Source organism: Microbacterium altimontanum, from assembly GCF_058349865.2.
On record NZ_JBYRJB020000006.1, the window covers coordinates 153,795 to 170,857 of the forward strand.

General features: G+C 71.1%; 14 protein-coding genes. 6 read left to right on the plus strand and 8 right to left on the minus strand.

What is annotated here, in order from left to right:
• Nucleotides 1-19 precede the first annotated feature (19 nt).
• Nucleotides 20-1,558, plus strand: a complete 1,539-nt coding sequence (locus tag AC3RX1_RS12270; RefSeq protein ID WP_491501525.1) for a PucR family transcriptional regulator — start codon at nt 20-22, stop codon at nt 1,556-1,558.
• Nucleotides 1,559-1,569: 11 nt separating this feature from the next.
• Here AC3RX1_RS12270 and AC3RX1_RS12275 read toward each other — a convergent pair whose 3' ends face one another.
• A complete protein-coding gene (locus AC3RX1_RS12275; RefSeq protein WP_491501526.1) occupies nt 1,570-3,048 on the minus strand; it encodes a helix-turn-helix domain-containing protein in 1,479 nt (492 codons plus the stop codon).
• A 137-nt stretch (nt 3,049-3,185) separates the two neighbouring features.
• Between AC3RX1_RS12275 and aceA the strand changes: the two genes are divergently transcribed.
• Both aceA and aceB read left to right on the plus strand, forming a co-directional pair.
• Complete coding sequence (gene aceA / locus AC3RX1_RS12280; RefSeq protein WP_491501527.1) at nt 3,186-4,496, plus strand: isocitrate lyase; 1,311 nt, start codon at nt 3,186-3,188, stop codon at nt 4,494-4,496.
• 102 nt (nt 4,497-4,598) lie between these two features.
• Nucleotides 4,599-6,257, plus strand: a complete 1,659-nt coding sequence (aceB, locus tag AC3RX1_RS12285; RefSeq protein ID WP_491501528.1) for a malate synthase A — start codon at nt 4,599-4,601, stop codon at nt 6,255-6,257.
• A gap of 442 nt (nt 6,258-6,699) precedes the next feature.
• Here the strand turns inward: aceB and AC3RX1_RS12290 are convergent, their stop codons facing one another.
• A complete protein-coding gene (locus AC3RX1_RS12290; RefSeq protein ID WP_491501529.1) occupies nt 6,700-8,409 on the minus strand; it encodes an acyl-CoA dehydrogenase family protein in 1,710 nt (569 codons plus the stop codon).
• Nucleotides 8,410-8,598: 189 nt separating this feature from the next.
• On the opposite strand from AC3RX1_RS12290, the gene AC3RX1_RS12295 reads away from it, so the two are divergent.
• Together AC3RX1_RS12295 and AC3RX1_RS12300 are read left to right on the plus strand one after the other, a co-directional pair.
• On the plus strand, nt 8,599-9,798 hold the full coding sequence (locus tag AC3RX1_RS12295) for a pyridoxal phosphate-dependent aminotransferase (RefSeq protein WP_491501530.1): 1,200 nt from the start codon (nt 8,599-8,601) through the stop codon (nt 9,796-9,798).
• 115 nt (nt 9,799-9,913) lie between these two features.
• Nucleotides 9,914-10,681, plus strand: coding sequence for an SDR family NAD(P)-dependent oxidoreductase (locus AC3RX1_RS12300; RefSeq protein WP_491501531.1), 768 nt, complete (start codon nt 9,914-9,916; stop codon nt 10,679-10,681).
• Between the two features lie 129 nt (nt 10,682-10,810).
• Here AC3RX1_RS12300 and AC3RX1_RS12305 read toward each other — a convergent pair whose 3' ends face one another.
• Genes AC3RX1_RS12305 through AC3RX1_RS12315 form a run of 3 tightly spaced genes read right to left on the minus strand, consistent with a single transcriptional unit; the run spans nt 10,811 to nt 14,008 of the window.
• Entirely contained in the window at nt 10,811-11,650 is an 840-nt protein-coding gene (locus AC3RX1_RS12305; protein WP_491501532.1) for an anti-sigma factor, read from the minus strand.
• Complete coding sequence (gene sigK / locus AC3RX1_RS12310; protein ID WP_491501533.1) at nt 11,647-12,249, minus strand: ECF RNA polymerase sigma factor SigK; 603 nt, start codon at nt 12,247-12,249, stop codon at nt 11,647-11,649. The genes AC3RX1_RS12305 and sigK overlap by 4 nt, the downstream gene beginning before the upstream one ends.
• Nucleotides 12,250-12,295: 46 nt before the next feature.
• Nucleotides 12,296-14,008 (minus strand): cytochrome c biogenesis protein DipZ, encoded by a 1,713-nt coding sequence (locus tag AC3RX1_RS12315; protein ID WP_491501534.1) that lies wholly within the window; start codon nt 14,006-14,008, stop codon nt 12,296-12,298.
• Nucleotides 14,009-14,187: 179 nt separating this feature from the next.
• Between AC3RX1_RS12315 and AC3RX1_RS12320 the strand changes: the two genes are divergently transcribed.
• Nucleotides 14,188-14,853 (plus strand): fasciclin domain-containing protein, encoded by a 666-nt coding sequence (locus AC3RX1_RS12320; RefSeq protein WP_491501535.1) that lies wholly within the window; start codon nt 14,188-14,190, stop codon nt 14,851-14,853.
• Nucleotides 14,854-15,058: 205 nt separating this feature from the next.
• Here the strand turns inward: AC3RX1_RS12320 and AC3RX1_RS12325 are convergent, their stop codons facing one another.
• From AC3RX1_RS12325 to AC3RX1_RS12335, 3 genes are read right to left on the minus strand one after another with little or no spacing between them, the layout of a single operon-like run.
• Nucleotides 15,059-16,195, minus strand: coding sequence for a UDP-N-acetylmuramate dehydrogenase (locus AC3RX1_RS12325; protein ID WP_491501536.1), 1,137 nt, complete (start codon nt 16,193-16,195; stop codon nt 15,059-15,061).
• A 1-nt stretch (nt 16,196) separates the two neighbouring features.
• Nucleotides 16,197-16,619, minus strand: coding sequence for a MaoC/PaaZ C-terminal domain-containing protein (locus AC3RX1_RS12330; protein WP_491501537.1), 423 nt, complete (start codon nt 16,617-16,619; stop codon nt 16,197-16,199).
• Nucleotides 16,616-17,062 (minus strand): FAS1-like dehydratase domain-containing protein, encoded by a 447-nt coding sequence (locus AC3RX1_RS12335; protein WP_491501538.1) that lies wholly within the window; start codon nt 17,060-17,062, stop codon nt 16,616-16,618. The genes AC3RX1_RS12330 and AC3RX1_RS12335 overlap by 4 nt, the downstream gene beginning before the upstream one ends.
• Between the last annotated feature and the right edge of the window lies 1 nt (nt 17,063).

The window sequence follows — 17,063 nt, forward strand, 5'->3', positions numbered from 1 at the left end:
AGCATCTCGGGGAGGAAGCGTGGACCAGACCACCGCCACGACGGTGCGGGCGCTCCTCGCGCGCGCGGACCTGCACCTGCGGCTGGCGCTCGACGAGGCCGAGCTCGAGCCGGGCGCCCTGGACGCGCCGGTGCGGTGGGTGCACAACTCCGACCTCGCCGATCCCACGCCGTTCCTCTCCGACGCGCTCGCGCTCATGACCACCGGCTCGCAGTTCGCCGGCGTCGACGACCCCGCGGTGTACGACGCGTATGTGCGGCGGCTGCGCGAACGTGTGGTGTGCGCACTGGGATTCGGCACGCAGGTCGTGGCGGAGGGCATCCCCCCTCTCCTGGTCGACGCATGCCGCGTGCAGCGGATGCCGCTGTTCGAGGTGCCGTACCGCACCCCGTTCATCGCCGTGGCGCGTGCGCACGCCGATGCGATTGCCGCGCAGGCGTACGCCCGGCGCAGCTGGGCGCTCGCCGCGCAGCGCGCGATCGCGCTGGCTGCGCTGCGGCCCGACGGCCTCGCGGCGACGCTCGCCGAGCTCGCCCGCCAGCTCGACGCCTGGGTGGGGCTGTTCGATGCCGCGGGAGTGCTGACGCGCGAACATCCCGCCGGGGCGCTGGACGCCGAGACCGCGGCGACGCTCGCCGACGAGGTGGCAGCGGTGCTGCGGCGCGGAGCCCGGGCCGGGTCGGCGCTGCGCATGGGGACGACGCCGTTCACGCTGCAGACGCTGGGGCGCGGCGGGCATCTGCGCGGCGTCATCGCGATCGCCGTCGGCGAGCTCGACCAGGAGGGGCGGGGCCTCGTGACCTCCGTGATCGCGATGGCGGGGCTCGCGCTCGAGCAGAACGAGGGCCTGGCACGCGCGCGGGCGCTGCTGCGGGCAGGCATGGTGCAGTCGCTGCGGTCCGACGACCCGACCCTCGCCCGTCGCGTCGCGCGCGACATGTGGGGCGGTCTGCCGGCGGCGCCGGTGCTCGTGGCGACGACGGACGCGTCGGGCCGACGCGACCCCGTGACCGAATGGCTCGAGCTTCACGCGCACGAGCGCGGCGGGCGCCTGTTCTTCGGTCGCGACGAGGTGGGACTGGTCCTCGTCGTCCCTGCCCGCGGGGACACCGGGCTGGAGGACCTCGAGTCGTTCGCCGCGCGATTCGACGTCCGCGTCGGGGTGAGCGAGCCGGTCGACTACGCGGCGTTCTCGCGCGGGATGCACGAGGCGGAGCTCGCGCTGCGACGCGGGTCGTCGCGCATCTCGCGGTTCGCCGACGTCGCCGCGTCGGGGGTGCTCTCGGCGCTCGAGACCGACGCCGGACGGGCGCTGGCCCGGGCGGCGATCGCGCCGCTGGCGGCGCACGACGAGGCGGAGGGCACAACGCTCGTCGCCACCGTGCGGGCGTGGCTCGAGCACGACGCGCGCTTCGATGCGGCGGCCTTCAGCCTCGGCATCCATCGCCATACGATGCGCGCCCGGGTGGCGCACGCCCAGCAGCTGCTGGGCGTCGACCTCGGCTCGTTCGCGGCGCGCGCCGAGCTGTGGGCGGCGCTGCGCGCCCTCGCCGACTGACCGCAGTCCGGCTACCGGGGTGCGTGCGCCTCGAGGAACTCGTACACGTCGGTCGTGTCCACCCCTGGGAACGCGCCGGTCGGCAGTGTCGCCAGAAGCGTGCGCGGCGTCTTGACGTTCGGCCAGGCGTTGTCGCGCCATGCCTCCTCGAGCGCTGCGGGCGCGCGGCGACAGCACACCTCCGTCGCGTGCGGGGAGACTCCGCGGTTCGCCGTGTCGCGGCCGAGGAACCACTTCGTGTCGTCGAACCGCACGCCGACGCTCACGGAATGAGCGCCCTCGCTCGAGGTCTCCACGCGCGCCGTGCACCAGTACGTGCCGTTTCCGGTGTCGGTGTACTGGTAGTACGGGTTGAACTTGTCGGGGATCTCGAACACCGCACGGCTCGTCCACCGGCGGCAGCACAGCTGCCCCTCGATCGAGCCGAGCCGGTCGGTCGGGAAGTTCACGTCGTCGTTCTCGTACGCCTTCGTGATGGTGCCCGACTCGTGCACCTTGAGGAAGTGCACCCGGATGCCGAGGTGCCGCGTCGCGAGGTTCGTGAACCGGTGCGCGGCCGTCTCGTACGACACCGAGTACGCGTCGCGGAGGTCCTCGATGGAGATCGCCCGGTCCTTCTTCGCGTCCTGCAGGAACGGCACCGCGTGGCCTTCCGGGATCAGGAGCGCCCCGGTGAGGTAGTTCGTCTCCACCCGCTGCCGCAGGAACTCGGCGTAGCTCGTCGGTTCGCCGTGGCCGAGGATGCGGCTCGACAGCGCCTGCAGCACGGCGGTGCGGGGATCGCCCTTCGCCGTCAGCCGACTCGACAGGTACAGCCGGCCGTTCCGCAGATCGGCGACACTGCGCGCCGTCTGCGGCAGATCGGGCACGTAGTGCAGAGTGAAGCCGAGGTGGGCGGCGATGTCCGACGCCGTGCGCTGCGTCAGCGGGCCGCCGGGGTGGTCGACGGCCTTGAGGATGCCGCGCGCCTGCTCCTCGAGCTCGGCGAAGTAATTGTCCTGCGTGCGCATCAGGCGGCGCAGCGCCACGTTCGCGCGGCGCGCCTCCTCGGGTGTCGCGGCGCGCTCATCCTTCAGCCGTTCGATCTCGCCCTGCAAGGCGAGCAGGGCCGTGAGCACGTCGTCGGGGATCGATCGGCCGATGCGGAACGGCTCGATGCCGAGCGCGCGGAACGTCGGGCCCTTCATCGCCCGCTCGAGCGCCACCTCGAGCTGCGAGCGCTCGTCGAGCGGATCCGACTCCAGCAGCGCGTCGAGCGTGACCCCGAGCGCACGGGCGATCTGCTGCAGCAGGGTGAGCTTCGCCTCGCGCCGACCGTTCTCGATCATCGACAGCTGGCTGGGCGCGCGCGAGACCGCGGTGGCGAGCTCCTCCAGGCGCATTCCGCGCGCGGTGCGCAGCTGCCGGATGCGGCGACCGATCGTGAGAGCGTCCACCTCTTCATCGTCGAGCGCGGCGGCGATTGTTTCACCCTCGAGAACGTCTTCCATCGCGGCATGATCTCACAAACACAGAAATTTCAAGAAACTTCACACCGAGATCCGACGGGACGCGGCCGGAAATTCACCCACAGTGGAGTCACCACCCGCCGCGACGGCCCCGCCGCAGCACCCCGAAGGAGAACGCCATGACACTCAACGCGACAGAAGGTCCCCTCCGCGCCGGCGACCAGGTGCAGACCGCCGCCGAGCTGCAGGAGATCTGGGACACGGACCCCCGCTGGGACGGCATCGAGCGCACGTACACCGCTGACGACGTCATCCGCCTGCGCGGCACCGTCCGCGAGGAGAACACGCTCGCGCGCCGCGGCGCCGAGACGCTGTGGAACCTCCTCCACACCGAAGACTACGTCCGCGCGCTCGGCGCCTACACCGGCGGCCAGGCCGTGCAGCAGGTTCGCGCAGGGCTGAAGGCGATCTACCTCAGCGGCTGGCAGGTGGCCGCCGACGCGAACCTCGCCGGCCAGACCTACCCTGACCAGTCGCTGTACCCCGCGAACTCGGTGCCGGCGGTCGTCCGCCGGATCAACAACGCGCTCCTGCGTCAGGACCAGCTCGAGCACGCCGAAGGCGACGTCACCCGCGACTGGCTCGCCCCGATCGTCGCCGACGCCGAAGCCGGCTTCGGCGGACCGCTGAACGCCTACGAGCTCGCACAGTCGCTGATCCAGTCCGGCGCCGCCGGCATCCACTGGGAGGACCAGCTGGCGAGCGAGAAGAAGTGCGGGCACCTCGGCGGCAAGGTGCTGGTGCCCACGCAGCAGCACATCCGCACGATGAACGCCGCGCGGCTCGCCGCGGATGTCGCGGGAGTGCCGACGGTGATGATCGCCCGCACCGACGCGCTCGCAGCCGACCTGCTCACGAGTGATGTCGACGAGCGCGACCGGGAGTTCCTCACCGGCGAGCGCACGGCCGAGGGCTTCCACCGGGTGCGAAACGGCATCGAGCCCGTCATCGCCCGCGGCCTCGCGTTCGCGCCGTACGCCGATCTGCTGTGGGTCGAGACCGGCGAGCCCGACATCGCGCTCGCCCGCGACTTCGCCGCCGCCATCCACGAGCGCTTCCCCGGCAAGCTGCTCGCCTACAACTGCTCGCCGAGCTTCAACTGGAAGCGCCACCTGGGCGACGAGCAGATCGCGACGTTCCAGGCCGATCTGGCCGAGCTGGGCTACGCGTTCCAGTTCATCACGCTGGCCGGCTTCCACGCCCTGAACCACTCGATGTTCGACCTCGCACGCGGGTACGCGCAGCGCGCCATGAGCGCCTACGTCGACCTGCAGGAGGCGGAGTTCGCCGCCGAGGCCGACGGCTACACCGCCACCAAGCACCAGCGTGAGGCCGGCACCGGGTACTTCGACGCGCTCTCGACGGCTCTGAACCCGTCGAGCGCCACGCTGGCGCTGGCCGGCTCGACCGAAGCCGCGCAGTTCCACTGACCCACAGGCCAGTCCCCCTGACCCAGACCCGGATGTCGCAGCCCACCGAATCCCTCGGGCTGCGGCATCCGTCCCCCTTCCCTCCTCCGACAGGAGCACATCATGACCACCACGACGGGCACCAAGCCCACGACCACTCCCATTCCGACGATGACCGGGGAACCGGCGATCGAGGTCACCGGGCCGCTCCGCGAGCGGTACGCCGAGATCCTCACGCCGGATGGCATCGCGTTCGTCTCGGCGCTGCACGACCGGTTCGCCGGGCGTCGGCACGACCGGCTCGCCGACCGGATGCGGCGCCGGTTCGAGATCGGCAACGGCCACGATCCGCATTTCCGCGCCGACACCGCGCACATTCGTGAAGACCCGACCTGGCGCGTGGCGGGCGCGGCGCCCGGACTCGAGGACCGTCGTGTCGAGATCACCGGTCCGACGGACCCGAAGATGACGATCAACGCGCTGAACTCCGGGGCGCGGGTATGGCTCGCCGACCAGGAGGACGCCACGAGCCCGACCTGGCGCAACGTCGTCGAGGGGCAGCTGTCGCTGTTCGACGCGATCCGCGGGCGGCTGAGGTTCACGAGCCCGGAGGGCAAGGAGTACCGCGTCACCGCCGAGCGCACCCCGACGATCGTGATGCGCCCGCGCGGCTGGCACCTCGTCGAGGAGCACATCAGCTTCACCGACCGGGCGGGGCGCCGCATGGCGGCATCCGGTTCTCTCGTCGACTTCGGGCTGTACTTCCTCCACAACGCTCAGGCGCTCATCGACGCCGGCACCGGTCCCTACTTCTATCTGCCGAAGATCGAGTCGGCGGAGGAGGCGAAGCTGTGGGACGACGTGTTCACGTTCAGCGAGCAGTACGTCGGCATCCCCCACGGCACGATCCGGGCGACGGTGCTCATCGAGACGCTGCCGGCGGCGTTCGAGATGGAGGAGATCCTGTTCGCGCTGCGCGACCACTGCGCGGGCCTGAACGCCGGGCGGTGGGACTACATCTTCTCGATCATCAAGAACTATCGCGGGCGCGGGGCGCGGTTCGTGCTGCCCGATCGCAGCGAGGTCACGATGACCGTGCCCTTCATGCGCGCGTACACCGAGCTGCTCGTGAAGACCTGCCACAAGCGCGGGGCGTTCGCGATCGGCGGGATGAGCGCGTTCATCCCGAACCGCCGCGACCCGGAGGTCACCGCGCGGGCGATCGAGAAGGTCTCGGCGGACAAGAAGCGCGAGGCCGGCGACGGCTTCGACGGCACGTGGGTCGCCCATCCCGACCTCATCCCCACGGCGCAGGCCGAGTTCGACGCCGTGCTCGGCGAGCAACCCAACCAGATCGAGCGGCAGCGCGACGACGTCGAGGTGACGGCGGCGCAGCTGCTCGACCTGCACATCGGCCGGCCGATCACCGAGGCCGGGGTGCAGGGGAACGTCTCGGTCGCGATCCGGTACATCGAGGCGTGGCTGCGTGGGCTCGGCGCGGTCGCGATCGACAACCTCATGGAGGATGCGGCGACCGCCGAGATCTCACGCTCGCAGATCTGGCAGTGGATCCAGCAGGACCGCGAGACGGCCGAGGGCACCGCGATCACGCGCGAGTACGTCGAGGAGCTGATCGGCGAGGTGCTCGACGCAGCGCCGCGATTCGACGGCGACCGGTTCGACGACGCCGCCGACGTGTTCCGCGAGGTCGCGCTGCGGGAGGACTTCCCGGCGTTCCTGACGCAGGGCGCCTACTCGAGGTTCCTCGTCGAGGAGGAGTGAGCTGCCGGGCCCTGAGCGGCGCGTTCGACTCGTCGCCGCGCTCGTCGCTCTGGGCCCGGGAAGGAGATCGGAGGGCCGGTCGTCGGCGCAGGTCGGCGACCGGCCTCCGGGCTCCTCCGGCCCTCCGGGGCTCCGGCCTTCCGGGCTCCTTCGGGGCTCTCCGGTCCTCCGGCCTTCCGGGCTCTTCCGGCCCTCCGGCCTTCCGGGCTCTTCCGGCTCTCCGGGGCTCCTCCGGCCCTCCGGCCCCGATGCCTCCGATCCCCTTCGAACCCTCCTGGTCCGTCGAATGCTGCAGCATCGGCGACGCGCGGCAGATCTCCGCTGTTGCGCCAGTCTTTTCCTGGCGCATGAGCGGAAACCTGCAGCCCCGACGGGCGGCGCTCCGCGGTGCTTGTTCGTCATGCGGGATTCCGTCCGGACGGGCGCCGCTTCCCGCGCGAGGTCAGGCGATCTCGCCGGCCTCGACCGTCTCGGCGAGCATGTGCACGCGCGGCAGATGGTGGGCGCCGTAGAAGTCGGCCGACGTCAGGCGCGCCGCATCCGTCGTCGACAGCTCCTCGTGCTCCAGCACGGCGGCGACGGCGAGCGCGTGCATCCACCCGCCGGCGAGCGTCCCGAGCAGCATCAGGTAGGGCACGCTCACGCCGTACGCGTCGCGCGGCCGGTGGAAGCCGAGGAGCGACTGCGTCACGCGGCGGGATGCGTCGACCGCCCGCTCGAGCCGGTCGGCGGTGCGCGCCGCGACGGGATGATCGAGCCCGCGCAGGTGCGCGACGGTCGCCTCGATGCGGCCGAACAGCTCCGCGGCGGTGGCACCCCGATCCCGGATCAGCTTGCGGCCGACGAGGTCGTTCGACTGGATCGCGGTCGTGCCCTCGTAGATCGGCATGATGCGCGCATCGCGGTAGTGCTGCGCCGCACCGGTCTCCTCGATGAAGCCCATGCCGCCGTGCACCTGGATGGCGTCACTCGTGATCTGGACCGCGTCTTCAGTCGCCCATCCCTTGAGGATCGGCACGAAGAACTCGGCCAGGGCCACGTCGTCGCCGTCGAACAGGTCGGCGGTGTACACGCCGAGCGCGCGCATCGCGAAGATCCGGCTCGACATCGACAGCAGCAGGCGGCGCACGTCGGGGTGCTCCGCGATCGGGGCGCCGTCCGCACGGTCGAGCACCCGCCCCTGCAGGCGCCCGGAGGCGTAGGCCGCCGCCTGCTGATATGCGCGATCGGCGATCCCGGTCGCCTGGAAGCCCATCCCGGTGCGCGCGGAGTTCATCATCACGAACATGCCGGCAAGTCCCCCGCCGACCTCGCCGACGAGGTATCCAGTCGCGTCCTCGTACGACAGGACACACGTCGGCGAGCCATGGATGCCGAGCTTGTGCTCGATGGCGACCGTCTCCACCCCGTTGCGCCCGCCGAGCGTGCCGTCGCCGTTCACGAGGATGCGGGGCACGACGAACAGCGAGAGGCCCTTCGCGCCGGCCGGCGCATCCGGCGTGCGTGCGAGCACGAGATGCACGATGTTCTCGGCGACGTCGTGATCGCCCCACGTGATGAAGATCTTCTGGCCGCTGATCGACCAGCTGCCGTCGCCGCGCGGGGTGGCGATGGTCCGGATCGCTCCGAGGTCGGTGCCCGCGTCGGGCTCCGTGAGGTTCATCGTGCCGGTCCACTCACCCGAGACGAGCTTGCTCAGATAGGTCTCGCGGATCTCGTCGGATGCCCCGGCGTCGAGTGCGTGGATCTGGCCGGCGGTGAGCAGCCAGCACAGTGCGAACGCGGCGTTCGACCCGTTCCAGATCTCGCCGAGACCCGCGCGCACGGCGCCCGGGAGCCCGTCGCCGCCCGCGGAGACCGGGGCCTCGGCGGTGATCCAGCCGGCCTCGACGAACTGCCGATAGGCGTCGGCGAACCCGTCGGGCAGGCGCACCTCGCCGTCCTCCAGCCGCGCGCCGACGGTGTCTCCCGCGGTCTGCAGCGGCGCGAGGACGGAGGAGGCGAACTCCCCCGCGGCCGCGACGATCTCGGTCGCGTCGGCGGCCGTCAGCTCTCCGCCGGTCGCGCGTGCGGGAAGGTCGACGCCGAACGCCTCCCCGTAGAGGAACGCATAGTCATCGACGGGCGCGACGTAACCGGATGCAGCGGCCATGGGATCTCCTCGATCTGGGACTGAGGCTCAGTATACGCGGCACCCAGTCTCACGATCAGGTTAGCGCCCGACTTCGTCGCCCGCGAAACCACATCACATTCCCCGCTGCACACCAATCTGCACGAAAACTCATGTGGTCTGGTCGAAATCGTACGATCTCGACGAGAGGGGGGCCGATACGCTGGGAGGGTGACCGAACGTGCTCCGTTGTCCCGCAAGCTGTCCGCCATCGCCGAGTCCGCGACTCTCAAGGTCGACGCCAAGGCGAAGGCCCTCAAGGCCGAGGGCAAGCCCGTCATCTCGTACGCCGCGGGCGAGCCCGACTTCGCGACGCCGCAGTTCATCGTGGACGCTGCGGCACAGGCCCTGCGCGATCCGAAGAACTTCCGCTACACGCCGGCGGCGGGTCTGCCCGACCTGCGTGAGGCGATCGCCGCGAAGACGAGGCGCGACTCCGGCCTCGAGGTCGACCCGGCGCAGATCATCGTGACCAACGGCGGCAAGCAGTCGGTGTACCAGGCGTTCCAGGCCGTGGTGAACCCGGGCGACGAGGTGCTGCTTCCCGCCCCGTACTGGACGACCTACCCCGAGGCCGTCCGCCTCGCCGACGGCGTTCCCGTCGAGGTGTTCGCCGGTGCCGACCAGGACTACAAGGTCACCGTCGAGCAGCTCGAGGCGGCCCGCACCGACAGGACCACGGCGCTCGTGTTCGTCTCGCCGTCGAACCCGACCGGCTCGGTCTACACGTCCGACGAGACCGCGGCGATCGGCCGCTGGGCGCTCGAGCACGGCATCTGGGTGATCTCCGACGAGATCTACCAGAACCTCGTCTACGACGGGGTCAAGGCGGTCTCGATCGTCGAGGCGGTGCCCGAGGTCGCGGGGCAGACGATCCTCGTGAACGGCGTCGCGAAGACGTATGCGATGACCGGATGGCGCGTGGGCTGGATGGTCGGGCCGCGCGACGCGATCAAGGTCGCGGGCAACCTTCAGTCGCACCTGTGCAGCAACGTGAACAACATCGCGCAGCGCGCGGCGATCGCGGCGCTGAACGGCCCGCAGGACGAAGCCGAGGGCTTCCGTCAGGCGTTCGACCGGCGACGCCGGCTCATCGTCGAGGAGCTGTCGAAGATCGACGGCGTCACGGTGCCGACGCCGCACGGCGCGTTCTACGTGTACCCCGACGTGCGGGGACTGCTGAACCGGGAGTGGGCGGGAAAGACGCCGACCACCTCGCTCGAGCTCGCCGACCTCATCCTCGACGAGGTGGAGGTCGCCGTCGTGCCCGGCGAGGCGTTCGGCCCCAGCGGCTACGTGCGCCTCTCGTACGCCCTGGGCGACGACCAACTGCTCGAGGGCGTGAAGCGCCTGCAGAGCCTCTTCGCCTGACACCGCGAGCCGCCGCGGCCGCTTCCTCGCGGTCAGGCATCGCGCAACCCCCTTTCCTTCGTTCGCCGCGCCGCGTTGACTGCCTCGCGAACCCGAGAACGAAGGAGGAGGCATCATGCTGCTCGAGGGGAAGACCGTCATCGTGACAGGTGGCAACAGTGGCATCGGCGAGGCGATCGTGCTCGCCGCCGCGAAGGAGGGTGCGAAGGTCGTCGTCGACTACGTGACGCATCCCGATGAGGCCAAATCCCTGATCGACCGCATCCACTCCGACGGCGGCGACGCCATCAGCGTCAAGGCCGACGTGAGCAAGGTCGACGACGTGCAGCACATGGTCGATGCCGCCGTCGATGCGTTCGGGCGCCTCGACGTCATGGTCAACAACGCCGGCATCGAGACCCGCACGTCGGTGCTCGACACCACCGAGGCCGACTACGACAAGGTGCTCGCCGTGAACCTGAAGAGCGCGTTCTTCGGCACCCAGGCAGCCGCGAAGCAGTTCATCAGCCAGGGTGGCGGCGGCGTCGTGGTCAACATCTCGTCGGTGCATGAGGACTGGCCGATGCCCGGCAACACCCCGTACTGCCTCTCGAAGGGCGGGCAGCGGATGCTCGCCCGCACCGCGGGCGTAGAGCTCGGCCCGCACGGCATCCGGGTGGTCAACGTCTGCCCGGGAGCGGTGGACACGCCGATCAACACGCGGACGCTCGACGACCCCGACAAGTCGGCCAAGCTGAAGGCCGCCATCCCGCTCGGGCGCGTCGCCGAGCCGTCGGACATCGCCGACACGGTGGTCTTCGTCGCATCCGACCGTGGCGGTTACATCACGGCGACGAGCGTCACGGTGGACGGCGGGATCATGCAGGGCAGCGTGGGTCTCTGACCCGGCCGCGCTGAGGCCCTGCTGAGGCCATCCGGCCGTGCCGAGGCGACCCGCCCGTGCTGAGGCCGCCCGGCCGTGCTGGGGCCGTGGCGCCTCCCCGCACGTCGGCGCAGCGGCGGCGGATGCGGCTCAGGCCGTCGGGATCGCGACGATCGGCTGCGTCGTGGGCCGACCCGTCGGCGAGCCCCCGTTCTGCTCGACGGTGACCGCGACCACATCCCCCGGCCGCATGCCCGCATCGAGCAGCGCCGACGTCGACGCACCGGTCGCCTCGAACGTCCCTGCCGCGATAGGGGTCTGCCCGCGCACGTACCAGAGCTCGAAGGTCTTGTCGTCGGCGAGCTCCGGGAGGTCGCCGGCGACGAGCACCGCCTTCCCGAGCGACGGCGACCAGTGCAGCGTCGCCTGCCCGCCGCCCTCCACGTCGGCTGTCGCCTGCTGCGCGTCGGGTGCCGCCTCGATGTCGTCGAGGGCCACCACGGCGGCGGGTCTGCTCGCGTGCTGCGCCGCGATGATCGCGCCTGCGCCGATGCCGACGAGGAGCACGACCGACGCCGCGAGCGCGAACCACGCCCGGCGACCCCAGCTGCGCCCTGCCCGTGGCGGGACGGATGCGTCGCGCTGCGGATGCTGCCGGGGAGCGGATGCGTCACCCCGGCGCTCCGACGCGACCGACGCGTCAGCCAACGGCCCCGGCCGCACGGTTGCGTCGCCCCGGCGCTCCGACCCCACGGATCCGCCCTGCGGCAATCCGTCGATGCGGGCGAGGGTGTCACCGCGCAGGGCCGCCGGCGGCGGCACGTCGTCCGCCAGTTCCGCGAGCGAGGCCGCGGTCGCCGCATCCTCTTCCACCCGCCCGGCCCACTCGGGGTGCTCCGCGAGTGCTGCGCGGTACGCACGCATGTCATCCGCGCCGAGCGCGCCGAGCGCGGCGCCGGCCGAGAGCTCGGCGAACTCCTCCTCGGTCACCGTGTCACCCCCATCTCCACCCGCAGTCGTGTCAATCCGTCCCGCATCCGCGTCTTCACCGTGCCGAGAGGAGACCCGGTGAGCGCCGCGATCTCGCTCTGCGAATACCCGCCGTAGTACGCCAGCGTGATCGCCTCGCGCTGCGGCTCGGGGAGCCGGTGCAACGCATCCGCCACCCGCGCGGATTCGATCCGCAGCTCGACCTGCTCGGCGACTCCCGCGGGCGCCGTCGCGAGGTCGCGGAACCCCGCGCGCACGTCGCGGTCGCTGCTCGCCTGCGACGAGCGCACGCGGTCGATGGCCCGGCGATGAGCGATGGTCAGGAGCCACGCCCTCCCTTGCCCCTTGTTCGGAGCGAACCGTCCCGCGGATTGCCAGACCTCCAGGAACACCTCCTGGAGGACCTCCTCGCTCTGCGCGCGGTCGACGAGCACGCGCAGGATGAGACCGAACGCCCGAGCCGAGAGCATGTCGTAGAGCTGGGCGAACGCCGCACGATCTCCGAGAGCGGTGCGCCGGATCAGCTCCCCGGCGGCGTCGACGGGATCGGAGCCGTCCTCGGGCACGTCGATTCCGTCGATCACCATATCCACCAGCATGCCGCACACCTCCCTCGAAACCCGCACGGGCTCGACCGCGGCCGGGCTACCCGAACGTGAACGAGTAGACCTTCACTCCCGCCGTCACCGTCGCGTCGAGGACGGCATCCGATCCATCCGCCCCCGTGACGACGGCGTACGATCGGGGCACTCCGGCGACGTCGACGTCACGCCACGACCCGCCGTCCTGACGCACGCGCACTGTGCCGCTGCCGCCCAGCACCATGCGGACGGTGGCGGCGTGGAATCGCAACCGCAACCGCGCCACGTCGCCGGACGGCGTCGCGAACTGCGAGGCGATCGTCCAGTCGCCGCCGAGCGCGAACGTGTCGGCGGGCTGGTCGCCCGGCAGCGTGAAGCTCGAGTCGCCGTCGGGGTACGCCGATCCGGCGAAGTTGCGCTGCTTCGCGAAGCCGAGGAACGTCTCGGGCGTCGTCGAGCCCGCCGTCGGCGTGAGATCGGCGACGTCGGTCGGCGGCGGCAGCTGCACGTCGGGGTTCGCGTCGGTCAGCAGCTGGCGGATCATCTGCTCGGTCTGCGCGTAGTCACCCTCGCCGAAGCCGATGTGCCGCACCGTGCCGCTCGCGTCGATGAGGTAGTCGGCCGGCCAGTACCGGTTGCGGTAGTTGGTCCACGTGGCGAGGTTGTCATCGAGGGCGACGGGATACGTGATGCCGAACCCCTTCGCGCCGGCCGCGACGTTGCCGGCATCCTTCTCGAACGCGTACTCGGGAGAGTGGACGCCGATGACCTCGAGGCCCAGGTCGCGATACGCCTTGTCCCAGGCGACGACGTGGGGAAGGCTGCGCTGGCAGTTGATGCACGAGTACGCCCAGAAGTCGACGAGCACGACCTTCCCCCGCTCGTCGGCGAGGTCGACGGGTTCCCCGCCCGGGGTGTTCAGCCACGCGGTGATGCCCTTCAGCCGCGGCGCCGGTCCGCACGACTGCAGGTGGTCGGCGTTCGCGGTGCACCGGGAGAGCTGCCGGTTCTCGTCGTTCACGAGACCGCCGAGCTGCAGCGCGCGCTGCGCGTCGGGGTTGTCGGTGAGCGACCGCTGCAGCTGCGCGGTGTAGTCGGGCACGAGCCGCTGCAGCGCCTGCGGCACATCGAAGGCCAGCCCGGCGGCGAGCGCGATCATGGCGACTCCGGCCGCGATCCGGAGCCCGCGCTCATGGGCGCGGAACGCCCGGATGCGTTCGACGAGACCGCGCCCCGCGAGGGCGAAGACGAGCAGCGGCACCGAGACGCCGATGGCGAAGGATGTCGTCAGCAGCACGGTGTCCCACCCGATGCGACCGGTGGACCCGGCGACGATGATCGCCGCGAGGACGGGGCCCGCGCACGGCACGAACACCGTGCCGAGTGCGAGCCCGACGCCGTAGCCGCGGCCCCTGTTGGCGACATCCGTTCGCCGCGCGAGCCGCTGGAACGGCCGCTCGAGGAGCTGCTCGACGCGCGGGACGATGAGGCCGACGCCGATCAGCACGAGGACGCCGATTCCGACCCAGCGGATCACGTCCTGCGGCAGGTGCAGCAGGCCGAGCACGAGCGAGCCGGCCAGTGTGACGAGTGTGAAGCTCGTGACGAGGCCGAGGATCACGAAGTAGGGGCGCGAGCGCGGCGCCGGCGCGGGGGCGTCGTCGAAGCGCGCCGACTGCGCGCCGCCGGTGAGGAAGATGACCGGCAGCACCGGCAGGATGCACGGTGAGATCCCGGTGATGAGACCGCCGAGCAGTCCGATGACGATGAGTTCCATCTGCGCTCCTTGGGCCTTGCGTCGTCCGACGCGGCGTGGTTCGGCGTCGTCTGGCTGTTGTTCGGCGCCGAGCCCCGAGCGGTTTGCGCGAAAACCGATCCAATCCGTTCGGCGGACCGCCGCGAACAGGTGATGGATGCCGGGAGCACGACGCTCTCGGACGACTCGAGGAGGACGAGATGTTCCGCAAGAAGATGTATCTGGCCGTTCCGCTGGTGATCGGCGCCGCCGTCGCCCTCAGCGGCTGCTCGATGGGCTCCGGCAACGACGCGGCGGCGACTACGCCTGCCGCGGAGCAGCCGTCGGCGTCACAGCCGGAGGCATCGACCCCGGCCGCAATGGACCCGGCTGCCGACCTCGTGGGTCCCGGCTGTGCCGGCTATGCCGAGAAGGTGCCCGACGGCGCGGGGTCGATCCAGGGGATGTCGCAGGACCCGGTGGCGGTCGCCGCGTCCAACAACCCGCTCCTCACCACGCTCGTGTCGGCGGTCAGCGGCAAGCTCAACCCGAAGGTGAACCTCGTCGACACGCTCAACGGGTCGGAGTTCACGGTGTTCGCGCCGGTCGACGACGCGTTCTCGAAGATCCCGTCGTCGACGATCGACAGCCTCAAGACCGACGACGCCACGCTGACGAAGATCCTCACGTATCACGTGGTGCCGGGTCAGATCCCGCCGTCGAGCATCGACGGGACGCACAAGACCGTCGAAGGTCAGGACGTGACGGTGACCGGCAGCGGCGACGCCATGATGGTGAACGACGCGAAGGTCATCTGCGGCGGCGTGCACACAGCGAACGCCACCGTCTACCTGATCGACTCGGTGCTCATGCCTCCCGCGAAGTAGTGCCCGTGCGCGGAAGGGTCCGCCGCCGGCGTCTCAGCCGGCGGCCGTCGCCCCGTCCGCTCATCCCATCGACCTCCGCTTCGCTCAGCCCACTCCGCCCCGCCTAACCCCGCGAGATCGTACGATTTCGCCGGCTGAACATCATCCCGCGCGAGAACTGATGTGCATTCGGCGAGATCGTACGACTTCGCCGCACCGGCGGAGGTCAGATCTCGACGCCGATGAGCACGGGCTCGGGCTGGAGCAGGAGGCCGAACTCCGCGTGCACGCGGCTGCGGATGAAGCGGGCGAGCTCGGCGAGCTCGTCCGCGGTCGCGTCGCCGCGGTTCGTCAGCGCGAGGGCGTGCTTCGTGGAGAGGCCGGCCCGCGACCGCGGCAGCCGGAACCCCTTGCCGAACCCCGAGTGCTCGATGAGCCACGCGGAGCTGACCTTCACGTCGGGCGCGGGCGACGGATCGGTCGGCACGAGCCCGGCGTACTCGTCGAGCGGGATGATCCGCTCCGGAGCCGGGTCGGGGGCCACCGGCCATCGCGGGCACGCGTCGGGCAGCGTGCGGGCGAAGGCATCCGACACGACGGCGTTCTGGAAGAACGACCCGGCGCTGTACGTGTCGGGGTCGGCATCGTCGAGCACCATGCCCTTGCTCCCGCGGATCTGCAGGATGCGTTCGCGGATGCCCCGCAGCGTGATCGTCTCGTCGGCATCCAGGCCGAGGGCCGTGCGCAGCTGCACACCGGGAACCGCGACGGCCCCTTCTCCGCGGTCCTCGAGCTCCAGGGTGAGCGACACGATGACAGCAGGCCGCAGCGGCTCCGAGCCGTAGTGATGCTTGAGCACGGAGGTGCGGAAGCCGAGGCCGAGCTCCGACGCCGGCACGGTGCTCAGCTCGCCCGTGGACTCGTCGAGCAGCTCGACCTCGACGAGGGTCTGGATGATCTCCTGTCCGTAGGCTCCCACGTTCTGCACGGGCGCCGCCCCCGCGGTGCCCGGGATGCCCGACAGCGCCGCGATCCCCGCGAGTCCGCGGTCGACGGCGCGGGCGACGACGTCGTCCCAGGGGTGGCCGGCCTGGATGCGCAGGCGCGCGAAGCCTGGGCGGGGCGCGGGGAGGTCTTCGATGCCGCGGGTGAGGATGCGCACCACGGTCCCGTCGAACGGCTCATCTCCGACGAAGAGGTTGGATCCTCCGCCCAGCACGAACCACTCGTCGCCCGAGCTCCACACCTCGCGCAGAGCGCCGACGAGCTCGTCGGAGGCGCGCGCATCGATCATGCGCGCCGGGGCGGCCCCCGTGCGCAGCGTCGTCAGCCGCGCGAGCGGGACCGGATCGACCTCGGGCATGTCAGGGCAGCCGGACCCGCACCTGGGCCTTGCCCAGGACCGTCGTGTCGGCGTGCGTGACGGTCAGGTCGATGCGGGCGGCGTCCTCCTCGACGACGGCTGCCTTCGCGAGAACCGTGACGTCGGCGCCGGTGTCGGGGTCGACGACGACGGGGCGGGTGAAGCGCACGCCGTACTCGAGGATGCGCCCGGAGTCGCCCAGCCACGGCACGATCGTCTCGACCGCCAGGCCCATCGTGAGCATGCCGTGTGCGAGCACGCCGGGCAGGCCGACGCGGGCGGCGACATCGTCGCGGTAGTGGATGGGGTTGAAGTCGCCGGACGCGCCGGCGTAACGCACGAGCGAATCGCGCGTGAGATGGACGGTGCACTCCGCAACGACGTCGCCGACGGCGAGGGCCGCGCCTGGGTGCTCGGCGGTCATTCGTCTCCCCCGATCAGCAGCACCGACGTCGCCGTGACGACGTGGGCGCCCGACGCATCCGTGATCTCTGCCTCGCTCGTGACCATCGCGCCTTTGCCGACCGCGCGCACGGCCGTGATCGACAGCTGCCCCGTGAGCTCATCGCCCGCAACGATGGGCCTCGTGTAGCGGAAGCGCTGCTCGGCGTGGATCGTCCGTTCGAGCGCGATCCCCGCGTCGGGCTCGGCGAGCAGCTGCTGCAGCGTGAGGTCCTGGATCACCATGGCGAACGTCGGAGGCGCGACGACGTCGGAGTAGCCGAAGGCGCGCGCGGCGTCGGGGTCGGTGTGCTGCGGGTCGGTCGCGAGCACGGCGCGCGCGAACTCGCGCACCTTCTCGCGGCCCACCAGGTACGGGGCGGTCGGCGCGAAGGTACGGCCGACGAGCTGGGGATTCACGGGCACC